The sequence below is a fragment of the Candidatus Nitrosotalea okcheonensis genome, assembly GCF_900177045.1.
GTDB classification, from domain to species: domain Archaea; phylum Thermoproteota; class Nitrososphaeria; order Nitrososphaerales; family Nitrosopumilaceae; genus Nitrosotalea; species Nitrosotalea okcheonensis.
Genome location: NZ_LT841358.1, coordinates 490341 through 510720 on the forward strand (window position 1 = coordinate 490341; position 20380 = coordinate 510720).

General features: G+C 37.7%; 22 protein-coding genes. 12 read left to right on the top strand and 10 right to left on the bottom strand.

The features are described from left to right. Nucleotides 1-94 precede the first annotated feature (94 nt). The 9 genes from BQ3481_RS02965 to BQ3481_RS03005 form a co-directional block, all read right to left on the bottom strand. Nucleotides 95-940, bottom strand: a complete 846-nt coding sequence (locus tag BQ3481_RS02965) for a CheR family methyltransferase (RefSeq protein WP_157926904.1) — start codon at nucleotides 938-940, stop codon at nucleotides 95-97. A 66-nt stretch (nucleotides 941-1006) separates the two neighbouring features. Further along, the gene (locus BQ3481_RS02970; RefSeq protein ID WP_157926905.1) at nucleotides 1007-1606 is read right to left on the bottom strand and encodes a chemotaxis protein CheC; all 600 of its coding nucleotides are present in this window, start codon (nucleotides 1604-1606) and stop codon (nucleotides 1007-1009) included. An 8-nt stretch (nucleotides 1607-1614) separates the two neighbouring features. Then, nucleotides 1615-3180 (bottom strand): chemotaxis protein CheA, encoded by a 1566-nt coding sequence (locus tag BQ3481_RS02975; protein ID WP_157926906.1) that lies wholly within the window; start codon nucleotides 3178-3180, stop codon nucleotides 1615-1617. Further along, complete coding sequence (gene cheB, locus BQ3481_RS02980; protein ID WP_157926907.1) at nucleotides 3173-4240, bottom strand: chemotaxis-specific protein-glutamate methyltransferase CheB; 1068 nt, start codon at nucleotides 4238-4240, stop codon at nucleotides 3173-3175. Before cheB ends, BQ3481_RS02975 begins: the two co-directional genes overlap by 8 nt. Nucleotide 4241: 1 nt before the next feature. After that, nucleotides 4242-4625, bottom strand: a complete 384-nt coding sequence (locus BQ3481_RS02985; RefSeq protein WP_157926903.1) for a response regulator — start codon at nucleotides 4623-4625, stop codon at nucleotides 4242-4244. A 2-nt stretch (nucleotides 4626-4627) separates the two neighbouring features. Continuing rightward, nucleotides 4628-5107: a chemotaxis protein CheW gene (locus BQ3481_RS02990; protein WP_157926908.1), complete on the bottom strand. Its 480-nt coding sequence runs from the start codon at nucleotides 5105-5107 to the stop codon at nucleotides 4628-4630. Further along, nucleotides 5104-6453, bottom strand: a complete 1350-nt coding sequence (locus BQ3481_RS02995) for a methyl-accepting chemotaxis protein (protein WP_157926909.1) — start codon at nucleotides 6451-6453, stop codon at nucleotides 5104-5106. Before BQ3481_RS02995 ends, BQ3481_RS02990 begins: the two co-directional genes overlap by 4 nt. Before the next feature lie 127 nt (nucleotides 6454-6580). Further along, nucleotides 6581-6844, bottom strand: coding sequence for a hypothetical protein (locus BQ3481_RS03000; protein WP_157926910.1), 264 nt, complete (start codon nucleotides 6842-6844; stop codon nucleotides 6581-6583). A gap of 132 nt (nucleotides 6845-6976) precedes the next feature. Further along, entirely contained in the window at nucleotides 6977-8092 is a 1116-nt protein-coding gene (locus BQ3481_RS03005) for a methyl-accepting chemotaxis protein (RefSeq protein ID WP_157926911.1), read from the bottom strand. 203 nt (nucleotides 8093-8295) lie between these two features. On the opposite strand from BQ3481_RS03005, the gene BQ3481_RS03010 reads away from it, so the two are divergent. The 12 genes from BQ3481_RS03010 (at nucleotide 8296) to BQ3481_RS03065 (ending at nucleotide 19830) form a co-directional block, all read left to right on the top strand. After that, on the top strand, nucleotides 8296-9030 hold the full coding sequence (locus BQ3481_RS03010) for an archaellin/type IV pilin N-terminal domain-containing protein (RefSeq protein ID WP_231911847.1): 735 nt from the start codon (nucleotides 8296-8298) through the stop codon (nucleotides 9028-9030). 205 nt (nucleotides 9031-9235) lie between these two features. Continuing rightward, nucleotides 9236-9928, top strand: coding sequence for an archaellin/type IV pilin N-terminal domain-containing protein (locus tag BQ3481_RS03015; protein WP_157926912.1), 693 nt, complete (start codon nucleotides 9236-9238; stop codon nucleotides 9926-9928). A gap of 209 nt (nucleotides 9929-10137) precedes the next feature. Then, nucleotides 10138-10830 (top strand): archaellin/type IV pilin N-terminal domain-containing protein, encoded by a 693-nt coding sequence (locus tag BQ3481_RS03020; protein ID WP_157926913.1) that lies wholly within the window; start codon nucleotides 10138-10140, stop codon nucleotides 10828-10830. Between the two features lie 209 nt (nucleotides 10831-11039). Next, nucleotides 11040-11732 (top strand): archaellin/type IV pilin N-terminal domain-containing protein, encoded by a 693-nt coding sequence (locus tag BQ3481_RS03025; RefSeq protein WP_157926912.1) that lies wholly within the window; start codon nucleotides 11040-11042, stop codon nucleotides 11730-11732. A 206-nt stretch (nucleotides 11733-11938) separates the two neighbouring features. After that, nucleotides 11939-12895 (top strand): cupredoxin domain-containing protein, encoded by a 957-nt coding sequence (locus BQ3481_RS03030; protein WP_162287730.1) that lies wholly within the window; start codon nucleotides 11939-11941, stop codon nucleotides 12893-12895. Between the two features lie 83 nt (nucleotides 12896-12978). After that, the gene (locus tag BQ3481_RS03035) at nucleotides 12979-13680 is read left to right on the top strand and encodes an archaellin/type IV pilin N-terminal domain-containing protein (protein WP_231911848.1); all 702 of its coding nucleotides are present in this window, start codon (nucleotides 12979-12981) and stop codon (nucleotides 13678-13680) included. Between the two features lie 12 nt (nucleotides 13681-13692). After that, entirely contained in the window at nucleotides 13693-14907 is a 1215-nt protein-coding gene (locus BQ3481_RS03040; protein ID WP_157926915.1) for a hypothetical protein, read from the top strand. Next, the gene (locus tag BQ3481_RS03045; protein WP_157926916.1) at nucleotides 14908-15375 is read left to right on the top strand and encodes a flagellin; all 468 of its coding nucleotides are present in this window, start codon (nucleotides 14908-14910) and stop codon (nucleotides 15373-15375) included. Between the two features lie 16 nt (nucleotides 15376-15391). Beyond that, entirely contained in the window at nucleotides 15392-15910 is a 519-nt protein-coding gene (locus BQ3481_RS03050; RefSeq protein ID WP_162287731.1) for a hypothetical protein, read from the top strand. Next, nucleotides 15907-16608, top strand: a complete 702-nt coding sequence (locus tag BQ3481_RS03055) for an ATPase domain-containing protein (protein ID WP_157926918.1) — start codon at nucleotides 15907-15909, stop codon at nucleotides 16606-16608. Before BQ3481_RS03050 ends, BQ3481_RS03055 begins: the two co-directional genes overlap by 4 nt. Before the next feature lie 40 nt (nucleotides 16609-16648). Next, a complete protein-coding gene (locus BQ3481_RS03060) occupies nucleotides 16649-18319 on the top strand; it encodes a type II/IV secretion system ATPase subunit (RefSeq protein WP_157926919.1) in 1671 nt (556 codons plus the stop codon). Next, entirely contained in the window at nucleotides 18316-19830 is a 1515-nt protein-coding gene (locus tag BQ3481_RS03065) for a flagellar assembly protein FlaJ (protein WP_157926920.1), read from the top strand. The genes BQ3481_RS03060 and BQ3481_RS03065 overlap by 4 nt, the downstream gene beginning before the upstream one ends. A 63-nt stretch (nucleotides 19831-19893) precedes the next feature. Here BQ3481_RS03065 and BQ3481_RS03070 read toward each other — a convergent pair whose 3' ends face one another. Continuing rightward, nucleotides 19894-20331 (bottom strand): response regulator, encoded by a 438-nt coding sequence (locus tag BQ3481_RS03070; protein ID WP_157926921.1) that lies wholly within the window; start codon nucleotides 20329-20331, stop codon nucleotides 19894-19896. Between the last annotated feature and the right edge of the window lie 49 nt (nucleotides 20332-20380).

Sequence of the window (20380 nt, forward strand, 5' to 3'; positions counted from 1 at the left end):
TTTTTTTAATAAAGATTGTAATATCGGTACGTTTGTTCAATTTGATCATACAAGAATAAATTACATGAATTTTTCAATTTCTGAAAATAGCGTTTTAATTATTTTGCGGTAAGACTTTTTGATAAATTCTTTCTCTTGCCATTAAAGGATTAAATAATTTTTGACATCTCCGTCCAAACATAGTTTCGTCCATTCCCAATACTAAATACCCTGATTCCTTCAAACCATTATAGAACTTTGTAAAGATTAATTCTTGTGCTTCTTTTTCATAATATATTAATACATTTCTACAAAATATTACATCAAAATACTGTATCGCATAAGACAAAATATCACCAACTTTGAAGGTTACCATATTTTTTATGGTTGATATGACTTCATATTCCACATTATTGTCAGCGCTATTTCTTTGTTGAAAATTATTTGATATCACATTAACTGGTAAACTTTCCACGCTTTTTGCAGGATATATTCCGCGTTGTGCAAATTCAATTGCAAATTTGTTAACATCATTTGCAATAATTTCGACCTTAAGATTAGATATTTTTTCGGTAGCTTGTTTGAACATCATTGCAATAGAATATGGTTCCTCACCTGAAGCACAACCTGCACTCCAAACACGTATTTTATTATCTCTAAGATCTGACAATATTTTAGGCAATATTGATAACTGAAATCTGTCAAATACTGCAGAATCTCTAAAAAAATTTGTTACATTAATAGAAAGCGATGCAAATATTTCCTCAAATTCTTTACGGTCATCTCTTAGTGTGAGAAGATATTTTGAGTATTCAGAAATGTTCAGTATTCTCATCCTTCTATCCAATCTTCTTTTTATAAAGGCAGGTTTGTATCTGGCAAGATCTAGTCCATAACTTGCAAAAACTTTGTTAAATTCAGCCATGATATTTGGATCAAGGGTCAGATCATTTAGGCTCAATTTTTTTCACCAAAACCATCAATCATATTCATAGAATAACCAACAGTGAGTTTTTCCATACACTTGTCACCTTTTAGGATTCATTAGTTTTCTTGCATTATCATAATCTTGGATTATCAGCATGTGTAATCGTAAACCACTATTGTTTCCAGTAAATTCAACTTCGGTGACTATATCACTAGTAGGACATACAAATTCAGATGCATGTGGCTCCAATAATGCAGAAATGGATGTCATAGCAAAATCAGGAGTAGAAAGTTCTACCTTTAATCCAGTATGATCAGATAGTGCATTAAAAAATGAACCTGACATTATATTTCCTACTTCAGATATCGCAGATTTGGATAAATCGTCAAGAGAATCTATTTTATCAATACACATTAGTTTTGCAGCAAGTTGTTTTGCATCTTGTTCTGGTATAGTGTACAAAATACCGAGACGGATATCACCTCCGCCATATAGAAATACAGAGCAAGCCACTATTTCTTTTACAACTTTATTCATATCGCCAATCTTAGAAATTTCCACATGTGTTTGTTTTACAGCATGTCGAATTGATTCTCCAAGAAGTGAAGATAGCGCAACGGATGTTTTTTGAGTTATGTATGAATCAAGAACTCCCTCAAGAACATTCAATTCAACAGAATTTAACGCATTAGCTGGCATTTTCGTTTTTACACCAACAATGACGGTTCTAGAATTAATGCTACTTTACCATCAGGCAATATCGTAGCATCGGAAAATGCATTAGATGAATTTGATAATCCATCAAGACGTTTTATTACAACTTCTTGTTCTCGTTCAAGTGAATCCACAATCAAACCATAAGATTTACCATCTTTATCCACTACTACAATATTTATCTGAGAGTTAGATACCTCATCAAGTGTAGAAACTAAGCCGAGAATTTGTGATGCCCTAATTACAGGTACAACCTTGTCTCTAAGTGTTATCATTTCTTTTCCATGTACATTTTTTATCTCATTTTTGTCTACCGTGATAGTAGTAGATATGCTAGAAAGTGGGAGTACATATTTTTGATTGGATATATTTACAAGCAAGCCACCAATTATGGCCAAACTCATTGGAATTGTTAGTACTATGCTAGTACCGCTTCCTTTCGTGGTGAGGATCTTTACCTGCCCCCCTACATTTTTCACCTGTGTCATGACTACGTCCATTCCTACTCCACGACCAGAAATATCAGTAACTGCTTTTGCGGTTGAAAGCCCAGGAGTTCCAATCAGACCGATGATTTCCTCATCAGACATGTGTGCAATCCCCTCAGCTGTAGCAATTTGTTTTTCTAATGCTTTTGCTTTGATAGCTTCAAGATCAATCCCCCTTCCATCATCTTCCACATAGATTTCTACGCGATCTCCAATCCTACTTGCACGGAGTCGTATGGTACCGGTTGCCGGTTTCCCCTTTTCTCTTCGTTCAGAGGGAGTTTCAAGCCCATGATCCACTGCATTTCGGAGCATGTGAAGAAGTGGATCAGTTATGGCATCTAATACAGTACGGTCAAGCTCAATGCCAGAATCATCTACATCAAGTTTCACTTCTTTTCCAAGCGAAGTTGAAACATCCCTTATCATTCGTGAAAATCTATTGAAGACTTGATCAATTGGGACCAATCTGATTTTCATTGTTTGATATTGAATATCAGTTATCAATCGGCCCAGAGTCATTAGAATCTCTCGGCCTTCATCGGAGTCGTGAGTGTGTAATATCTGTTCTAGTCTCATTTTTGATATCATCATCTCACCCACCAAGTTTACAAGTGAATCCAAATCTTGCATTTTCACTCTAACTGTTGGTGATTTCACCTGCGGGGTCAATGTAGTTTCTGATTCATCATGATTTTGTTTTAGATCTGAGGGATTTTTCACATAATTGAGAAATTCATCAAGATTAATTATTTTTGTTTCATCATGTATTAGTTGTTTTAAGAGATCAATTCCATAAAATATCACATTACCAAGTTCCGTGGTTATTGTTTCTTCACCTTTTCTAAATTTGTCAAAAATTTCTTCAATTGTTTTACAGATCTCACGAATCTGATCATAACTCATAGTTGCAGCCATGCCTTTTATCGTATGAGCAGATCTAAACAGCACATCAACATGTTCCCGTACATTTGGTTCTTCTTCAAATTTTAAGAGATGTTGGTTTAAACTTTCAACATGCTCTAATGCCTCTTGCACAAACATCTCACGGTATTTACTGTTTTCAGACAATTTGTTTGACCACCTTTACAATTTCATGTGCCAGGTTATCAGCGTCAACCATTTTGTCAACTGCATGAAGATCACTTGCAGCTTTTGCCATACCATATACTACCGAAGAGGATTCATTTTGAGCAAGCGTAATACCACTTCTTTTTTTCACCATCTTCATCCCAAAAGCTCCATCTTGTCCCATGCCAGACAACAGTACCCCTATAGTACTTGCCCCAAATACTTCAGAAGCAGATACCATTGTAACATTTACTGCCGGCCTTACTCCAAATCTTTTTGGTCCATGATCCAATTGGATTTGATGCGATGGAGACACCACCATATGCATATCACCAGGAGCAAGTAATGCAGTTCCTTCCATTATTTGGTCACCTTCTACTGCCTGTTTTACGTGCAATTTGGAAATTGCATCAAGTCTTTGTGCAAAAGTTGAAACGAATTCCTTATTCATGTGTTGTACAATCAAAAATCCGGCAGGAATGTCACTCGGTATATCTTTTAGAATGTTGGTGATTATTCTAGGCGCCCCAGTAGATGCACCAATTACTACAACAGTGGATGCCATTCCATCAGATACGATATCGGTATTTTTAGATGGTCTCAGTTTTGAAATTGCCTTTGGAATAAGTGCATCTCTATTGGATTTGGATGCAACCTCTATTTTTGACAGTAATGTTCCCTTGAGTTTTTCAACTACATGTGGATCATCAGGAGGTATTGAGATAAAATCTACTGCACCAAGTTCAAGGGAATCTAGAATAAGTTTGGCGTTAGATGGACTGTAATTACTAACTACAATAATACGCAAGTTTTTTTCCGGTAGGAGATTTACATTTTCAATAAAAGTTAATCCATCCATATTTGGCATTTCCATATCTAAGAGTACGATATCAGGTGATAGATGTCGTAATTTTCGTAATGCTTCCAATCCATCGCGCGCAGTCTCTACTATTTTGATATGATGTTCAGAAGATAATAAATCACTTAGAAGAGATACCATGTAAGGAGAATCATTTACTATCATTACGCTTATCTGATTTTTCTCAGATGTGGTCATCATGTTATTTAGACCTGATAACCTTGCTCATCACCATTGCCACGTTAGATCTATCAAATGGTTTTATCACATAGTCTCTTGCACCAGATTTTATAGCATCCTGCACAATGTGTTTTTGCTCGACTGATGTAACCATGATTACTTTTGCCCTAGGATTGAACTGTATTATTGCCTTGAGAGCCTGGATTCCATCTGCCTTGGGCATGTTTACATCCATTGTGACAATATCTGGCTTGAATTGCTTGTATGCCTCTACTGCAGCAACGCCATCTCCGGCTTCATGGATTTGCGATACCAGTCCATGAGAGACCAGTATATCTTTTAGTACAACTCTCATAAATGATGCATCATCTACAATCAGGACTTTGACTGCGCTAGTGGTAGACATGATTATGCCTCCTGCACAGATGTAGTATCTTTCAAAAGTTTTTCCATATCTAAAAGTACAACTAATCTACCTGAAATTTTTGCTACACCTTTGACATATTCTAGCGATTCAAGACCTCCAGAAAGATTTGTTTCTACTTCTTTTGATGTGATTCTCATTACTTGATCAACTTCGTCAATCAAAAGACCAGTAAGATGTCCTTCCACATCAGCTACAAGAACACGTGCTTTTGGACTTGATGTACCATCACTTGAGAAACCAAGTTTTTCTTTTACATCTATTACTGGAACAATCATACCTCTCAAATTCATCACTCCAAGAACATAGCTTTTTGCATTAGGTACCTTGGTGATAGACTCCAGAGGACGTATCTCTCGTACCTGTTCGATCAAAACACCATATTCTTCTTTTTTATGCAACTTGGAATCAAGTAGGCTGAATACAACAATCTGTAGATTTCCTTCAATGATTGTCTCACTCATCGTACAATTACCTCCTTTTTTATTTCATCATAGTTTCTTGGTTTGGATTCAGAGTTTTCTGGGAGTTTGAAACCAGCAGTAATCTTTGTAAGATCATCTGCCATGACTGCCATTTTTTGTACAGACGCTGCAATTTCTTGAGTTCCTGCAGTTTGTTGTTCAGTAGCAGCAGAGGCCTCTTCAGTTGCGGAAGCATTTTGCTCAGAAACTGCCGCGATTTCAGAAGCAGCCTTTGACAATTGTTCTATTGCACCAACTTGGACTTGTGTGATATTTGCCACATCTAGTACGTTTACTGATACTTCGGTTACTTTGGAAGCTATTTCATTTAGTGCCTTTAGTGCTTTATCTATCACAATTCGGCCTTCAGACACTTCCTTTGTTCCTCCCTCTATACTCAGTACAGTTGCCTTGGCATCTTCCTGTATCTGTTTTATCAGACCATCTATTTCTTCAGATGATTTTGCAGAGCCCTCTGCAAGTCTTTTAACTTCATCTGCGACTACTGCAAATCCTCTTCCAGCTTCACCCGCACGAGCTGCTTCTATTGCAGCATTGAGTGCAAGTAAATTAGTCTGATCTGCAATTTTTCGTATCACGTCCACAACGGCTGTAATTTCTCCACTTCTCTCTGCCAGTTCTTTGATCTTTTTTGCAGATTCGTTTGTGACACTGATTATTTTTGACATTCTAAAGTCTGCTTCTGATGCAGATTTGGAACCTGTTGCAGATATCAATCCAACTTCTTTTGTGAGATCCGCAGTCGTTCCAGCTTTTGAAGCCAATTTTTTCATTTCTCCTGTAAGTTTGACCACAACCTTGCTTGTTTCCTCCAGTTCATGGGCCTGCGTCTGTGAGCCTTTTGATATCTGTTCAATAGTTGAAGAGATTTGTTGTACAGATGAATTCATTTGTTCCGTTGAAGACACTACCTGTTCAGAATTTGACGCAACTAGTGATGAGCCATCTCTTACCTGAGATACCAATTGACGTAAACTTACAACCATGTTGCCAAACTCATTAGTTAGTTTTCCAAGTTCATCATTTGATTTTGACATTGATAAATCTACTGTAAGATCACCGCGGCTAATTTTTTCTGCAACTTCTGCCATTTTCAATATAGGTCGTGCAATAGAGCGTGCCATAAAATATGCAGAAATACCTACTACTCCTTGCATTATGACACCAGTTATGATATATCGCGCAGTATCATCATTACCAGAAGCATGACCAGCAGCAGAATAGCTTGCAACAGATATAGTTGCTATAGATATGGCCGAGGCTACATTGACCATTGCAATAATTTTTGTCTTGAGACTTTTTTGGAAAATCGACTTGAAGTTCATTTAACATCAATTTATCAGGCTAGAGTCATAATATGTTCACGTATGTTTGAATTGATCATACATAGAAATTACTAATTTCAATACTAGTTTTTTTACATTAAAATGATTAAAATTAAAAATCAGAATTTTATTTTTGTAGATCCGCTAGTTTCTTTCTGAGTTCTTCTTCAGCCTCTATTGCCCGTAGTTTTGAAGAAACAATGTCATGAAGTAATTCGACATCATGTCTTGCTAATGCTCGCTCCTCCAACTTTATCAATTCCCTTTTGACATATTCCAGATTAGATAGGCCCCAACGATATCCGTCTTCTTTACTTAACGGTTCTAGATCTGGGACCCTCATTTTGCCCCATATGTCATCAAATGGATAGCCATTTGAGATATTATTCATTACGGGATAATACGAACACACGGATTAAAGTAATTACGCATGTTTTGGCTTTATTTTAGACCATTTTGGCGCCAAATGTGTTTGATCGCCTCCAAGATGGTAGTTTTTACAGTTCCTACCAAGACTGCAAAACTAGGCCTTTAGTTTTTGAATGATCACTGAATGCCACCCAGAGGCATATGTCTCATAACCAGTAGAAAGAGCATGTGCAATACAGCATTTTTCATCGTTATAATCCGATATTGCAAAACCCTTTTTCTCCTTGAAAAGTTCATTTTTGCCCAAAAATTCTATTTTATCTTCAAGCAACAGATCCTTTGAATCTGCAAGAAGTAGACCGTTTTCATCCACTATGCATATCCTTGTTTTGTCTTTTTCTTCATCAGCAATCGGTACACCTTTTACAATTTTTTGTGCCAGATCCTCCCAACGAAATATTACTCCAAGCACTCCTATCACAGAACCATTTTGTTCACCATGTTCACGAACAGTACAAGAAAACACAAGACTTAGATCATTGTTCACCATAGGACATTTGTTGACTGTTTGGAAACCAAATTCTTTTCCACTGCTAGTAGATTTCATAGCACTTGAAAACCATTCAGAGTTTTTCACATTCATGCCAACAGATCTATAACTTTCAGGTCTTCCATTTGCCATTACATTTCCATCAAGATCACATAAGACTAGATCAAAATACACCGTATAAGAATTCAATATTATACCAAGTCGTTTTGATACAAGATCATAACTTTCTTTTGTCTTTTTATGTAATGCATTGACAATGGTATCATCTGTTGCCCACCAACGTACATCACATGATCGTTCATACAAGTTTCTGTCAATTAGATCAATGTTAGTCAATGCAAGATCAGAAAATCTAGTACCCCTAACATTAGTTGCCTGTGTTTTAATTAGATTGCCCAATTCGTCAATAGAACCACGACTTTCATTTCGCATCTTCTTGCTTACTATACCAATTTTACCCGAAAGGTCATTCATTTGTTCAGCTACAACCGAAAATGCTTTTCCTGCCATGCCTGCTCTACTTGCCTCGATTCTTGCGTTGATTGCAATCATATGAGTCTGACCGTTTAGTCTTTCAATTTCATTTATTGCAGATTCCACCTTGCTTGCAAGAATTTCAGATAGTTCTGCAACCCTTTCAAGTGTAAAATTTCCGCCTTTTTCCTTACCCTGTTTTAGAGAATGCATTGCATCATCAGGTTTTAACAGAGTGTTACTCATTGCAATTTACTCCATGAGAGAAAACACCTAGTAGACAATAAGTAAAATAATACATTTTTTGTCATCTTTTAGCCTTATTTCAATCATATAGAGTAGCGTATGTACAGAATAAACACACATGTTAGGCACTAATTTTATCCAGAATTACTAAACATGGACAATTTTTGTACCAATCCATTGTTTGTTCAAATCACACAGACTTGTTGATAATACCACCTAGCACAATTCCAAAAACAATGAACTCGGCAGTAAGAAGCAGAAAGACTCGTAGAGGAGTCATCGGTATAGAGTCTGCAATAGTTATGATAGCATTCGTAATCGTTGCTGCAGCTTTAGCCTTTGTCGTTCTCAACATGGGTTTTTCAACAACACAAAAGGCAAAGACAGCAATTTCATCATCTGTCACAGAAGCAAGCAGTGCACTTGAAATTGCAGGTAAGGTAACAGGGTTTGGCGACATTGCTCATTCTCAACTCAACGCCACAGTGGTACCACTCAAGGTAGCAGGTGGTGGAGACGCAGTAAGTCTTGATCCTACTTTGACTGACATCAAGTATTACAGCAACAGCGTAAGATATGACAACATCTTTGGAGTAGGTTGTGCATTAGGAAGTAGTGGAAACATCATAAATGCTTCCGGTGCAGTAGCAATTGCCAAGATTGGAAATGCATGCATAAACCATGATCCACTCACTAATCTAGGTGACAATCAATATCCGAACAGCACCAAGGCAATGATTTACTGGGATGTAAACAAGAACAACAACAACATACTTGACCAGGGTGAACATGCAAACCTGATAATTGTTTACAAGAACGGTGACCAGCCAAAACAACTAGACAACATCAAGGCTGAAGTCATAGTACCAACCGGTTCTGCATTGACTGTGGAAAGACAGGTGCCAGCAATTACAACAACAACAGTGGACCTAGGGTAGGTAGAAAACTTACTCAACAGTCTTTTTTATTTTTAATTAACTCCTGAAATCATATTACATTGTATCAGAAAATCACCCAGTCATTTGATTGTGATACTAAATCTAATATTTAAAATAACGCAGCACTCACGATTACAATCAACACAATGTTCGTTCAGTTGTCACACACTGTTGGATATGTATATGACATATTATACTACAACTAATGAATTCTACAATAAGAAGTAGAAAGACTCGTAGAGGAGTCATCGGTATAGAGTCTGCAATAGTTATGATAGCATTCGTAATCGTTGCTGCAGCTTTAGCCTTTGTCGTTCTCAACATGGGTTTTTCAACAACACAAAAGGCAAAGACAGCAATTTCATCATCTGTCACAGAAGCAAGCAGTGCACTTGAGATTGCAGGTAAGGTAACTGGTATAGGATATGTCTCAGGTGGAGTACTCAACGCCACAGTGATACCACTCAAGGTAGCAGGTGGTGGAGACGCAGTAAGTCTTGATCCTACCTTGGCAGACATCAAGTATTACAGCAACACCATAAGATATGACAACATCTACAAGAGTGCATGTGTTTTGTCAAGTACATCATATACTACAGTATCAGCAGCAGTTGCTGCTGCAGTTACAGCAGGATGTACTGATCATAATGCAGTAAATGGAACAGCATCAGTAGCACCAACAACTACGCAAGCAATTGTGTACTGGGATGTAAACAAGAACAACAACGCCATACTTGACCAGGGTGAACATGCAAACTTGGTAATTCAATACAAGAGTGCAGACAGACCATCACAACTAGACAACATCAAGGCTGAAGTTGTACTACCAACCGGTTCTGCATTGACTGTGGAAAGACAGGTGCCAGCAATTACAACAACTGTAGTAGACCTAGGGTAAGCAGAAAACTTACTCAACAGTCCCTCTTTTTTATTTTTAATAAAGTTCAAGATCTGTTATACCACTGTTAGAAATTATTTTTTTATTACAATTATTCCATTATGTTTTCATGACATATGTGAGAGCAAAACATTGTTTAACTCAGATTGAATGTTTGATCATTTTATACACACTGTTGGATATGTATATGACATATTATACTACAACTAATGAATTCTACAATAAGAAGTAGAAAGACTCGTAGAGGAGTCATCGGTATAGAGTCTGCAATAGTTATGATAGCATTCGTAATCGTTGCTGCAGCTTTAGCCTTTGTCGTTCTCAACATGGGTTTTTCAACAACACAAAAGGCAAAGACAGCAATTTCATCATCTGTCACAGAAGCAAGCAGTGCACTTGAGATTGCAGGTAAGGTAACTGGTATAGGATATGTCTCAGGTGGAGTACTCAACGCCACAGTGATACCACTCAAGGTAGCAGGTGGTGGAGACGCAGTAAGTCTTGATCCTACCTTGGCAGACATCAAGTATTACAGCAACACCATAAGATATGACAACATCTACAAGAGTGCATGTGTTTTGTCAAGTACATCATATACTACAGTATCAGCAGCAGTTGCTGCTGCAGTTACAGCAGGATGTACCAATCAAAACGCAGTGAATGGAACAACAGCATCAGCACCAGCAACTACGCAAGCAATTGTGTACTGGGATGTAAACAAGAACAACAACGCCATACTTGACCAGGGTGAACATGCAAACTTGGTAATTCAATACAAGAGTGCAGACAGACCATCACAACTAGACAACATCAAGGCTGAAGTTGTACTACCAACCGGTTCTGCATTGACTGTGGAAAGACAGGTGCCAGCAATTACAACAACTGTAGTAGACCTAGGGTAAGCAGAAAACTTACTCAACAGTCCCTCTTTTTTATTTTTAATAAAGTTCAAGATCTGTTATACCACTGTTAGAAATTATTTTTTTATTACAATTATTCCATTATGTTTTCATGACATATGTGAGAGCAAAACATTGTTTAACTCAGATTGAATGTTTGATCATTTTATACACACTGTTGGATATGTATATGACATATTATACTACAACTAATGAATTCTACAATAAGAAGTAGAAAGACTCGTAGAGGAGTCATCGGTATAGAGTCTGCAATAGTTATGATAGCATTCGTAATCGTTGCTGCAGCTTTAGCCTTTGTCGTTCTCAACATGGGTTTTTCAACAACACAAAAGGCAAAGACAGCAATTTCATCATCTGTCACAGAAGCAAGCAGTGCACTTGAGATTGCAGGTAAGGTAACTGGTATAGGATATGTCTCAGGTGGAGTACTCAACGCCACAGTGATACCACTCAAGGTAGCAGGTGGTGGAGACGCAGTAAGTCTTGATCCTACCTTGGCAGACATCAAGTATTACAGCAACACCATAAGATATGACAACATCTACAAGAGTGCATGTGTTTTGTCAAGTACATCATATACTACAGTATCAGCAGCAGTTGCTGCTGCAGTTACAGCAGGATGTACTGATCATAATGCAGTAAATGGAACAGCATCAGTAGCACCAACAACTACGCAAGCAATTGTGTACTGGGATGTAAACAAGAACAACAACGCCATACTTGACCAGGGTGAACATGCAAACTTGGTAATTCAATACAAGAGTGCAGACAGACCATCACAACTAGACAACATCAAGGCTGAAGTTGTACTACCAACCGGTTCTGCATTGACTGTGGAAAGACAGGTGCCAGCAATTACAACAACTGTAGTAGACCTAGGGTAAGCAGAAAACTTACTCAACAGTCCCTCTTTTTTATTTTTAATAAAATATCCTCGAGCGATCAACCAACAGATACCAAAATACAAACAACATTTTGTTCAAAAAATTATCCCATTAGTCTAATTTGGGTAATCGTCATCCTCTTTTCTTATTTTTTTGATATTTTTTATGTGATCTTGTTTCAATATGCCATCATAATGCTATTTGTCATGCTCATCACAATACCAATATCACATGTATTTGCGTACAATTCAACAATACCATGGAAAATCACGATAAAGACAAATCCGGGAGTAAATAGTACATCGTTTTTGCCCACTGAATTAAACGCAAGACAAAATGAAACAGTACAATGGATAAACAACGACACTGTTGCGCACACAGTTACAAGTGGTGTTCTAGATCATCCAGATTATGCCGGAAAAATATTTGACAGCGGTATCATAAAGCCTGGAGGAATTTTTTCTTTGAAAATTCCTGCAGACATGTGGTCTGGCTACTATTATTTTTGTAAAATTCATCCCTGGATGAGTGGAAAAATCGACGCTGGAATAGCATATTTGGGAGTATCACCAGACTTCAGTATCGAGACAGATAAGAAATCATATTCATCAGGAGACACTATCAGAATTTCAGGTATTGCAAATAACACATATCAGATTACACCTATTACCATTCAAGTATTTGACAGTCAGAGAAATCTAGTCTACACAAATAAAACCAATTTACTTGCAGATAATAGCTTTCTGTATGAATTCAAAGCTACAAACTCTATTTTTAAGACTAGTGATAATTACAAGATAAAATCATTTTTTGGGTTTCCATCCACCATAACAGATGCCAATATCTGGGTTAACAGCACATGGCCTACATCATCATCCATCCCAATACAAGATGCATATACCATACATTATTGGATGAAAAACAGTGCAAGACTGTGGTCTACTGGAGAAATAACAAACAGTGAATTTGTCAATGCAGTTCAATATTTGATCGAAAACGGTTACATGGCAATCCACACCCAAAGCGTAGCAAAAATTAATTCAAATATAATTCCAGAATGGGTAAAGACCAAGGCAGAAGGATGGTCAAACAATACAGTATCAGATAACGAATTTGTATTCAGCATCCAATATTTAATAACGCATGGAATTATCCAGTTGTAAGATTTTGTAAATATTCAAACCTCATGTTTGATCATATCAAACATACTTCATGATTAAAACCTAAATATGATATATTACAAATATTGAGACCCAGATCAAGAAGCAGAAAGACTCGTAGAGGAGTCATCGGTATAGAGTCTGCAATAGTTATGATAGCATTCGTAATCGTTGCTGCAGCTTTAGCCTTTGTCGTTCTCAACATGGGTTTTTCAACAACACAAAAGGCAAAGACAGCAATTTCATCATCTGTCACAGAAGCAAGCAGTGCACTTGAAATTGCAGGTAAGGTAACAGGGTTTGGCGACATTGCTCATTCTCAACTCAACGCCACAGTGGTACCACTCAAGGTAGCAGGTGGTGGAGACGCAGTAAGTCTTGATCCTACTTTGACTGACATCAAGTATTACAGCAACAGCGTAAGATATGACAACATCTTTGGAGTAGGTTGTGCATTAGGAAGTAGTGGAAACATCATAAATGCTTCCGGTGCAGTAGCAATTGCCAAGATTGGAAATGCATGCATAAACCATGATCCACTCACTAATCTAGGTGACAATCAATATCCGAACAGCACCAAGGCAATGATTTACTGGGATGTAAACAAGAACAACAACAACATACTTGACCAGGGTGAACATGCAAACCTGATAATTGTTTACAAGAACGGTGACCAGCCAAAACAACTAGACAACATCAAGGCTGAAGTCATAGTACCAACCGGTTCTGCATTGACTGTGGAAAGACAGGTGCCAGCAATTACAACAACAACAGTGGACCTAGGGTAGGTAGATTGTGATTTGAAGATCGGTATATCAAATCCACTCTTTTTGATAACAAAACTATCAAGTAAAACACGAATATTTGCAACAGTTAGCATAATGGCATGTTATGGTTTATTCCTCTACGAACTTTTGCCAGAATATCTATTTAGTTTTCCTACAACAATATACTATTTTATAATTCCAGTCGTAGTCATTGCAGCAATATTTGTAGGCATCCCAAAATTCACGGCAAAGAAAATGCCTAATAGGTCTGATCAAAACTTGGACCAAGGAATAGAACAAACAGCATCTCCAACTGAAAGCGTTTCTTTTGAAGCACCAAAACAAGAAAGTGGTATGATCATGACAAATAACACTCCCAGTGGAATGTCAGACATGATCATGCCTTCTCCTGCATCACCCGGTGAAACCATGGTTGCCCCAGCTATGACAAACCCCGTAGTTGATGAAAATGTCTTAAATGATATGGTAACACGTGCAGTGGATCCATTTCAAAGAGAATTAGTAAGAATGCAAGACACTGTAAGTGATGTGAGAGCTGAAATCAATTCAATTCGAAGTACAATCCAAGATCTGACACTAACATTTGAAACATCATTGACTGATCTCAAGGCATTTCAGACAGAGATAGCAAATCCCCTAAATTTCATGCGCAAATATTTTGATTCCATAGATATCAAAGGATTATCAGATCCAACACTTCCACTTCATGCAGAGCAATCACCAATACATATTGTTAACAGTGCAGAAAATTCCATGCCAAATAGTCAAGATCAACAAACAGAATCCAGTCAGACCGTGACAACAAACAACAATTTACCCACAACAACTACAAAACAAATAGAGGAGATTCAACCAAAACAAGAATTACATGAATCAATTCCATTTACCCAGTTGTTCAACGGTAGTCTCACTCTTGGCAAACTTATGACAACGACTACAATATTGGAAGAAATTCTTCAAACAGTAGATAGAAACTCGATTGACATCCTAATAGAACAATGCAAATTGATGGGTCTCAGACAAGAAGATGAACGAGTCATATACAATATCATTAGTTTGATGGACCAATCAGGATTATCAGTTAAAGAGATACTCGTAATGCTGTACAAGTTTGGTAAAGTCATGGGAATAGCAGACACGGAGGCTGATTTGACATATGCTAAACTCATGATGAATCAAGGTAAGTCACAGGGTTCGCTTGTGACAGTGGAATCAAAGGTGAAATAGATGGGTTCAGCAGTATTTACAGAAGCAATTCTTATCATAGCATCCGTTATTATAGCTGCGGGCCTTGCTGGAGTAGTTATGACAAAGGTAGGCACATTCCAATCCACTTTTACCCAGACAACTGAGAACCAGAAACAGACCATACTGACAAATATCAAAATCATTTATGCCCAGAATCCTACATCTACAAGCGTAAACGCATGGGTGAAAAATATTGGGACATACTCTATTACCAATACACAGAACATTGATGTGTATTTTGGACAAACTGGTGCAATGCAGAGAATCCCGTACAATGTAGGATCGCCATCATGGACATTTTCCAGCCAGGTCACTAGTTGGGACAAGGCAAATACTGTACAGATCAACCTTTCAAATTTACCCACCATTCAATGTAGTAATGTATACGAGTTACAAGTAACAACACCAAACGGCGTTAGCGATGAATACTTCGCCACATTCTGCTAGGTGATGGGCAGTGGGATTGAGTATTGCAATCTCAGGTGGAATTGTTACCTTTACAATAGTATATGCCATGATGTCATTTCCAGCAATACTTGATGATACAGCAAAAATAAGCAGATCTTCGTCAGAAATGTCAAACACCTTAGATGCGATAATACACACAAACATTAGTATTTCTAATCTTGTAGATACTGCAGCCACGGCAACCGCCACTTTTAGTATAACCAATACAGGAAATACAATTCTATGGAATTACAAACAATTTGACGCGATAGCATCATACCCTCCACTATTGCCAGGTAATCGAGTTACCAGTGTTCTGCAATATTCAAGTAGTTGCACCGGATTAACAGCTGGACATTGGTGCATTAATAGCATAACAAATGATTTGAATCATCCAGGACTTTTGGATCCTGGTGAAACTGCCAATATAAAGATGATTTCATCAAATCAGGCTATTACTTCAGGTGGTACTTTTACAATTAATTTTGGAACAGATAACGGTGTAATAGATACAAGTTCGGTGATAATAACATGATAAAAACAATCCCAACAGGTAATGAAGAGGTGGACAGGCAACTAGCAGGTGGAATCCCAACTCCATGCCTTATGATGATCGAAGGAGAACACGGTACAGGAAAGAGTGCGCTAGGGGCACAATTCATCCAAGGCATGCTATCATCAAAGATGAAGGTGCTGTGTGTAACAGAGAACACAGTCAAAGACTATATCGAAAAGATGAAGACAATTACTTTTAACTTTACAACGGCATTTTTACAAAATCGGTTTTCCATACTTCCACTACATGTATACGGAGCAGTGTGGTCACAGAAACAATCGTCATATCTGCTGCCAGTAATTGGTAGATACATCAGTAGTAATTCCAAGAACTTTGACTGTGTCATAATTGATTCCATATCACTTTTAACAATGTATGCAGATGCAGGACAGATACTTGATTTTCTAACCAGATGTAAGCACCTTGTTTCAACTGGCATGACTGTAATACTCACAATGCACGAAACATCAACTCCAAAAGACATTTCTTTGAGAATAAAATCTGCGTGTGACGTATACTTTTCTCTCAGTACGGCAAGCATTGGTGGAAAAGCAGTAAAGGTAATGAAGGTCATAAAATTGATTGGCTCAAGCGAAGCATCCGAGTCATCATTTGCTTTTGAGATTGATACCAATTTTGGAATCAAGATTGTACCAATATCCACAGCTAATGCATAATAGGGCGAAATTACGAGAACAAGAAATCCGGTGAAATAAAATGGTACTAAGTCTATCTCTAGTAAGTGATAAGAAATTCTCAGAGGCATTGAAAAAATCTACGCACTTGTTAAATTACCTATCAACATATGTTGAGAAAGGTAACCCCATTCCGTTATTTACAGAAAAACTAGAGGGTGAGCATAAGAAACTCAAAGACCCCAATCTGATATATCCAATATCTGATAATACATACATCCACATCAATCCACATTCCAACTCTGCTGATGGGTATGTGGAATATGCAATCATAGAGCCAGATGAACCAGACCGTGCATTAATGGAGAATGCGGACAAGTTATTTGCATTACACGCCGGAACTATGAATCCACCGATTGAGCTTACGGAGAGATTCAACATGATAGACCAATATCTAGACAAGACAATATTGTCCACAAATTCTTCTATTGACTATTCCAAGTTTGATGTATTCAAATCAAAAAATTTGTCAGTATTTGAAAAAGACATACCTAGCCTGAAATATCATTTTTTACGCAAGCGTGCAGGAATGGGATTGCTTGATCCATTTCTAACGGATCCACATTTGGAAGACATTTCAATAGTTGGAGCAGGCAACATGTACGTAATCCACAAGATGTTTGGAGCACTAAAATGCCCTGTCTTTTTGAGTGTGGAAGAAATTGATGATCTCATTGTCAGTATGGCAGAACAATTTGGTAAAACCGTATCTCATGCAAAACCAGTCATAGATGCTACGCTTCCAGAGGGCTCTAGAATCAACATTGTATTTGGAAAAGATGTAAGCAGAAAGGGGACAAATGCTACAATCAGAAGATTTGCAAGTACTCCTCTATCAATAACACAGATTATTCCAAGTAAATCTTTACTCGCAATAGAAGCCGCCTATCTATGGATGATGCTTGCAGAGGGAATGAGTGTGTTCATTAATGGAGAAACGGCATCAGGAAAGACCACAACCATGATGGCACTAACTGCATTTATCCCATCCAACTGGAAAATTGTTAGTATTGAAGATACACCTGAGCTCACATTGCCTCACTCCAACTGGATCAGTGAGGTTACAAGAGATACAGGAAATGCAAATTCAAGCGTGACAATGTTTGATCTTTTAAAGGCTGCATTAAGACAGAGACCAAATTACATATTTGTGGGAGAAATTAGAGGCGCGGAGGCAAACATTGCATTTGGTGCAATGCAAACAGGTCACCCAGTAATCAGTACATTTCACGCAGCAAACATGACTGCATTGATTCAAAGAATTACCAACCCTCCAATGAACATACCAAAGACAAACGTTGAGAACCTAAACCTTGCAATGTTTCAAGCAGCAGTTACAGGTCCAGACGGCAAACGAGTAAGAAGAGTCTTATCGATAAATGAGGTAATTGGATTCAATCCAGATGGGAACAACGTAATGTTCATTCCAGTATTCAACTGGGACCCAGGAAGTGATACGGTCAAGTTCAGAGGTAAAGGAAGTAGTGCACTATTCATTTCAAAAGTTTTAGAAAAAAGAGGAATGTCACGAAAAGATGAGGGCTTGCTATATGAAGAGCTTGCACTTAGAACCAAGATTTTGGACAAGATGGTTGAAAAGAAAATTTTCAATTTTTATGATGTTTATGATTCCATATCTCGTTGCAGAGAAATCGGTCTTGAACAATTTATGAAGGAGCTCAATGCATTATGATGGAAAAACTTTCTATCAAGGAAAAACTTGCAGAGCTTCGAAGAACAGACGAAGATTTGTTGTATTTCATTGCATTTCTTTATGCATTATCTACTGGTGAAGTTGGCTCAGTTGAGATGATAAAAAGTGGCCAGTCTTCAGGATATGGTCGGTATTCAAACTCATTCAAAGAAGTATTCAGGCTGGGAGTAGGATGGGGGTATGGATTGGCAAGATCTTGTGAAATGATTGCCGCAAAAATAAAAGACAATGCAGACCCATTAAAGCAACTTTTGGTAAAATTATCACAAGTAATAAGACTTGGAGACGAATTGAAGGTATTTTTTACAGACGAAATGGCTTTTGCTATTCATACATTTACAATACGCTATGAGCGCAACTTGGAAACCCAGAAGCTTTTTCTTGAAATGTTTTACACAATTTCGTCAACTGCATCTTTTATGATTGCAGCCAATTCCATCATGGCAATGCTTATGGGAAGTTCCAACTCCGAGTCAGTCTTTACAATGTCTTTTGTTGGCGTCATAGTAAGCATGGGTTCGTTCATTGTAATTATGTACATGATATTTCCAAAAGACAGGTTAGCATCTGGAAAGCATTCCAAAACACAAAAATTCAGAATGTCGTTGTTTGCAGCACTTGGCGTAGGAATTTCCATCGGAGTTGTACTAACCTTGACCAACATGGTTCCCCTTACATTGGTCGTAGTCATTGCAGTGGCACCCTTGTTCATTCCAGGATTCTTAGCTAAAAGACTAGAGACAGAATTGCGTGGCAATGATGAATGGTATCCTCCATTTATCAGACATTTTGGAGAGATTTACACAATGGTAGGCTCCATGGGACAATCACTTGATGCCGTACTTAGAAGTAATTTTGGACCATTGCAAAAACAGATTGTTGCTTTTAAGAATCGTGTGAAGAATAGAATAGATCCTGAGATATGCTTTGAAATATTTTCGATGGAGGCTGGAACCTCCGTGATTGAGTCAGGTAACACCATAATGTCAAGAGCACTTCTCAAGGGATCGGATATGAATCAAGTAGGCAACAAAGTTGCCGAGATTTCAGCAAAATTAAATGAGCTTCGATCAAAGAGGATGCAGACATCTAGAACTTTTGAGACAATCATAATTGTATTACACGGACTTACAATGGCAATCTTTGGCTTGATGAGTACATTAATTGAGGTATTTCATACCTTATTATCAACAGTCCCAGTATCAAACCAGGCATTTACACTCAGTCCAATTGATCCAAATTTTATACACATGATGTTACCAATAGTAATACTTGTAACTTCAACCATCAATGCATTGGCAGTAAAAGTAGGCCAGGGAGGGCTATTCAAGACAGTATGGTTCAATATCGCTATGCTAACGGCGCTTGGAGGAATTACAATGTATGGCACAACTGCTGCACTATCGCAATTTCTCACACATCACATATTGGATACATATGCACCAAGTGTCGCTGCAGGCACTCTCCCAGGAATTGGTTCAGGAACCTAAAGATTTTTTTCAAAAAACAAGACATGATAAATAAATCATCATGTGATCAAGAAATAGTCAGTGCTAGATACTAGACGTACTACAAATAGTCTTTGCAAGCAAATTATGAGCCGTCTGCATTACAGACTGCATGTCAAAAGGCTTGTAGATTATTGCATCTGCGCCCAATTGTTCTAATCTGGATATAGTGTCAAGCCTCACATCACCAGTTATCATCACTACGATTGCCTTTGGATTCATCTTTTTGATATTTTCAAGTGCATAGAAACCATCATAGTCAGGCATCATCACATCAGAGAAAACAATGTTAGGTATCATGTCGTTGTAAATTGTGACTGCCTGCTTTCCATCGAATGCCTTGCCTATCACAGCAATATCATAAATTTCTAAAAATTCTGTAAAAAGATTAACAGTATCCTCATCATCATCAACTACAAGTGCAGTATACGCAGGGTGTTCCATGTTATTGTCATCAGGCATATAATTATTGTGAACGTCCATATTCTAATATTAATCAGTGTGTCGACATCAGACAAACAGTTTGAGAATA

Bases quoted from the DNA above. Each gene is read 5' to 3' on its own strand.
- BQ3481_RS02970 (WP_157926905.1), bottom strand. From the start codon at position 1,606: ATGCCAGCTAATGCGTTAAATTCTGTTGAATTGAATGTTCTTGAGGGA.
- cheB (WP_157926907.1), bottom strand. From the start codon at position 4,240: ATGATGACCACATCTGAGAAAAATCAGATAAGCGTAATGATAGTAAAT.
- BQ3481_RS02985 (WP_157926903.1), bottom strand. From the start codon at position 4,625: ATGTCTACCACTAGCGCAGTCAAAGTCCTGATTGTAGATGATGCATCA.
- BQ3481_RS02990 (WP_157926908.1), bottom strand. From the start codon at position 5,107: ATGAGTGAGACAATCATTGAAGGAAATCTACAGATTGTTGTATTCAGC.
- BQ3481_RS02995 (WP_157926909.1), bottom strand. From the start codon at position 6,453: ATGAACTTCAAGTCGATTTTCCAAAAAAGTCTCAAGACAAAAATTATT.
- BQ3481_RS03000 (WP_157926910.1), bottom strand. From the start codon at position 6,844: ATGAATAATATCTCAAATGGCTATCCATTTGATGACATATGGGGCAAA.
- BQ3481_RS03005 (WP_157926911.1), bottom strand. From the start codon at position 8,092: ATGAGTAACACTCTGTTAAAACCTGATGATGCAATGCATTCTCTAAAA.
- BQ3481_RS03015 (WP_157926912.1), top strand. From the start codon at position 9,236: ATGAATTCTACAATAAGAAGTAGAAAGACTCGTAGAGGAGTCATCGGT.
- BQ3481_RS03020 (WP_157926913.1), top strand. From the start codon at position 10,138: ATGAATTCTACAATAAGAAGTAGAAAGACTCGTAGAGGAGTCATCGGT.
- BQ3481_RS03025 (WP_157926912.1), top strand. From the start codon at position 11,040: ATGAATTCTACAATAAGAAGTAGAAAGACTCGTAGAGGAGTCATCGGT.
- BQ3481_RS03030 (WP_162287730.1), top strand. From the start codon at position 11,939: ATGCTCATCACAATACCAATATCACATGTATTTGCGTACAATTCAACA.
- BQ3481_RS03045 (WP_157926916.1), top strand. From the start codon at position 14,908: ATGGGTTCAGCAGTATTTACAGAAGCAATTCTTATCATAGCATCCGTT.
- BQ3481_RS03055 (WP_157926918.1), top strand. From the start codon at position 15,907: ATGATAAAAACAATCCCAACAGGTAATGAAGAGGTGGACAGGCAACTA.
- BQ3481_RS03060 (WP_157926919.1), top strand. From the start codon at position 16,649: ATGGTACTAAGTCTATCTCTAGTAAGTGATAAGAAATTCTCAGAGGCA.
- BQ3481_RS03065 (WP_157926920.1), top strand. From the start codon at position 18,316: ATGATGGAAAAACTTTCTATCAAGGAAAAACTTGCAGAGCTTCGAAGA.
- BQ3481_RS03070 (WP_157926921.1), bottom strand. From the start codon at position 20,331: ATGGACGTTCACAATAATTATATGCCTGATGACAATAACATGGAACAC.